This is a genomic window from Roseateles sp. P5_B10 (genome assembly GCF_056400485.1).
Genome location: NZ_JBFULE010000600.1, coordinates 1 through 3,276, shown reverse-complemented (window position 1 = coordinate 3,276; position 3,276 = coordinate 1). Strand labels below are relative to the sequence as shown.

4 protein-coding genes are annotated in these 3,276 nt (G+C 68.5%); 1 reads left to right on the top strand and 3 read right to left on the bottom strand.

The genetic code is table 11. The annotated features are described in order from the left end of the window. The 3 genes from AC1DU6_RS24545 to AC1DU6_RS24535 all read right to left on the bottom strand — a co-directional run. Nucleotides 1-367: glycosyltransferase (locus AC1DU6_RS24545; protein WP_477860263.1), on the bottom strand; the 367-nt coding region annotated here is incomplete at its 3' end. Further along, complete coding sequence (locus AC1DU6_RS24540; protein ID WP_477860261.1) at nucleotides 361-927, bottom strand: acyltransferase; 567 nt, start codon at nucleotides 925-927, stop codon at nucleotides 361-363. The genes AC1DU6_RS24545 and AC1DU6_RS24540, both read right to left, overlap by 7 nt. Beyond that, a complete protein-coding gene (locus tag AC1DU6_RS24535; RefSeq protein ID WP_477860260.1) occupies nucleotides 924-2,129 on the bottom strand; it encodes a lipopolysaccharide biosynthesis protein in 1,206 nt (401 codons plus the stop codon). Before AC1DU6_RS24535 ends, AC1DU6_RS24540 begins: the two co-directional genes overlap by 4 nt. A gap of 45 nt (nucleotides 2,130-2,174) precedes the next feature. Between AC1DU6_RS24535 and AC1DU6_RS24530 the strand changes: the two genes are divergently transcribed. After that, the coding region (locus tag AC1DU6_RS24530) for a lysine--tRNA ligase (RefSeq protein ID WP_477860258.1) at nucleotides 2,175-3,276 on the top strand (1,102 nt) is incomplete at its 3' end.

Sequence of the window (3,276 nt, the reverse complement as noted above, 5' to 3'; positions counted from 1 at the left end):
GGATGTCGCTGCCCCAGGCCGAGCCGGCGATCTGCGCGCGCAGCCGCCAACCCATGCGGGCCGCCCAGGCCAGTGAACCGTGGGAGGTCAGGTAGTGCGCGTGCAGCCAATCGGCGTCTGTATCGGCCAGCCAGGCACCGACCTTGGGCAGCATCTTGATCAGGGCCACATTGCCGCCGCCATGGTCGGGAGCCGTGTTCAGCGCCAGCCGGCGTGCGTCGGGAAGCAGATGATGGAACTCGGGCAGGAAGCCGCGCGACGAGATCGCGTGCAGTTGCACACGCGGATTGAGCGCGCGGGCCCACTTCAGCAGGTGGGGGCTTTCTCCATCACCGATGAGGACGAGCTTGATACCGCCACTCAGCATGGCTTGGCCCAGGCTTCGTAGGCTTCACGCAGCTCGGGATGGCGCGCCAGCAAGGCTGCATCGCGCTCGCGTGTGTCGCCCACCTGCCGGGCGGGCTGGCCGGCCATGATGGCGAAGTCGGGTGCGGCGCCGCGCAGCTGCGAATAAGCGCACAGGATGGCACCCTTGCCGAGCGTGCTACCGGGTTCGATGAGGCTGTGCGGGCCAACAAAGCTGTAGGCGCCCAGGCGGATCGCCCCCTTGCGGTAGCCCGGCAGCTCGCCGCCCAGCACCGCGCTGCGACGGCCGTTCACGCGCAGGGCGTTGTGGGTGCTGTGGGTCACGATGGAACAGAAGTTCGTGATCTGCACGCCCTCTTCGATGRCCAGGCCCGYGCTCGCGTCGATGAAATTGAACTGGCCGATGAAGACGTGGTCCGCCAGCTGCAGGCCGCCCTCGCCTTCGATGCAGGTGCTGGGTGCGATGCGCGAATGCGGCGCGCCGGCCTCGCCGAAGAGCATGCGAAAGCCGAGCAGCCTCAGCAAGCGGCGGCGCAGGCGGTTGATGAATACGCGCATCATTCCCAGGTCCAGAGTGCCCAGAAGAAGTAGCCGAAGTAGAGCAGCATCGCCGCGGACACGCCCCAGCCGGCACCGGCCAGGCCGCCCAGGTAGATGCCGGCCGCCAGCCCGCCGATGAACATCGCCTGCCCGACCAGCGCCAGCTTCAGCGCCCAGGCCTGTGCACCCCAGGCCATGGTGACGACGGACAGCGGCGACGCGATGAAGTGCAGCGCGACATAGGGTGCCAGCGAGCGGGCCAGTTCGCCGGCGCCGCGCCATTCGGGGCCGAAGACGGTGGCGAACAGCCATGGCCCGAAGGCCAGCAGCGCGAGCATCAGCGGCAGCGCGATGGCCGTCAGCAGCAGCAGCTTCTTGCGCACCAGGGCGCGGGCTTCGCTGCGGCTTTCGGTCTGCGTGAGGCGGGGGTAGAGGGCCTGCGACAGCGAGCCACCGACGAGGCTGGCCGGCGCCTTCAGATAGCGCAGTGCCAGCGCCCAGGCGCCAGCCTCGGGCGAACCCAGCCAGGCGGTCAGCAGCGCGATGGCCAGGGTGTCCTGCAGCGCGCCGGCAAAGGCGTGCGGCGTGTTCAGCAGCGGGAAGTCGCGATGCTTCTCGGCCATGGCGCGCAGCGGCTGGGGTGCCAGCAGGCCACGCCAACCGCGGGCGGGGGCCGGCTGCGCCTGCAGGGCTGCGGCAGCAGCCGTGGCCAATGTGGCGCCGCCGATCAGCCCCCAGGGCCCCGCCTGCAACAGGCCGAAGCCAACCTGTGCAATGGCGCCGCCGCCCCACTGCACGACACGGCCCCAGGCCAGCACGCCAAACCGACCGGCTCGAGCCGCCCATTGCGCCAGCGCCTGGCTGGCCGCGGCCGCCAGCACGGCCGGCGGCAACGCGGCGGCAACGGGAAGATCCGCCCAGATCATCCAGGCCCCGCCGACGACGATGGCCATGGCCGTCATCGCCAGCAGCACGCGCAGGCACAACGCCAACAGCGCCGCGGCGCCCTCTTCGCCCGTCTCGAGCGCCAGCGCGRACTCGTAGCGCGCACAACCGACAACGGCCAGATTGCTGGCTACCGTCCACACCAGAGAGAACTGGCCGTACTCGGCCGGCGTGTACAGCCGGGCGATCCAGGGGCCCAGCAAAAGCGGCACGGCCTGGGCCAGCGCGCTGCCGGCAAGCAAGGTGAGAGTGGCGCGCGTCAGGCTGTGGGAGGTCATCAAGGCGCGAGATTCTAGAATCGCTGGTTCGACTGAAGGCCCGCAATGACCACAACGACTCCGACTCCTGTTTCGACCGCTCAGGCCGACGACAACCAATTGATCGCCGAGCGCCGCAGCAAACTGGCCGCACTGCGGGCCACCACAGCGGTGCCTTTCCCCAATGACTTCAAGCCCCAGCACCGCGCCCAGCCCCTGCAGGCCCAGTACGGCGAGGTGCCCAACGAGGAGCTGGAACCGCAAGCCGTCAAGGTCAGCGTGGCCGGCCGAATGATGCTCAAGCGCATGATGGGCAAGGCGAGCTTTTGCACGCTGCAGGACGCCACTGGCCGCATCCAGCTGCGCGTGACCATCGACAACGTTGGCCCCGAGGTCTACGACGCCTTCAAGCACTGGGACCTGGGCGACATCATCGGTGGCGAAGGCACGTTGATGAGGACCAAGACCGGCGAGCTGTCCGTCGCAGTGACGACGCTGCGCTTGCTGACCAAGAGCCTGCGCCCGCTGCCGGACAAGTTCCACGGCATGACTGACCAGGAACAAAAGTACCGCCAGCGCTATGTCGACCTGATCACGGACGAAGACGCCCGCAAGCGCTTCACGGCGCGCTCCAAGGCGGTGTCGGCCATCCGCAGCTTCATGGTGGACCACGGCTTCCTGGAGGTCGAGACGCCCATGCTGCATCCGATCCCGGGCGGCGCCAACGCCAAGCCCTTCAAGACCCACCACAACGCGCTGGACCAGGAGATGTTCCTGCGCATCGCGCCTGAGCTCTATCTGAAGCGCCTGGTCGTGGGCGGCTTCGAGCGCGTGTTCGAGATCAACCGCAACTTCCGCAATGAAGGCATCTCGGTCCGGCACAACCCCGAGTTCACGATGATGGAGTTCTATGCGGCCTACTGGACGCATCATGACCAGATGGACTTCACGGAAGCCGTGCTGCGCCACGCGGCGATTGCCGCAACCGGCAGCGCCGCGCTGACCTATGCCGGCAAGCCGGTGGCGCTGGACAAGCCGTTTGCGCGCGTGTCGGTGCGCGACTCGCTGATCCAGTTCGCCGGCCTCACCGAAGCCGAGGCCGATGACGCCGACGTGCTGCGCGCCAAGGTCAAGGCCGCCGGCGAAGAAGCGCCCGCCCGCTGGGGCC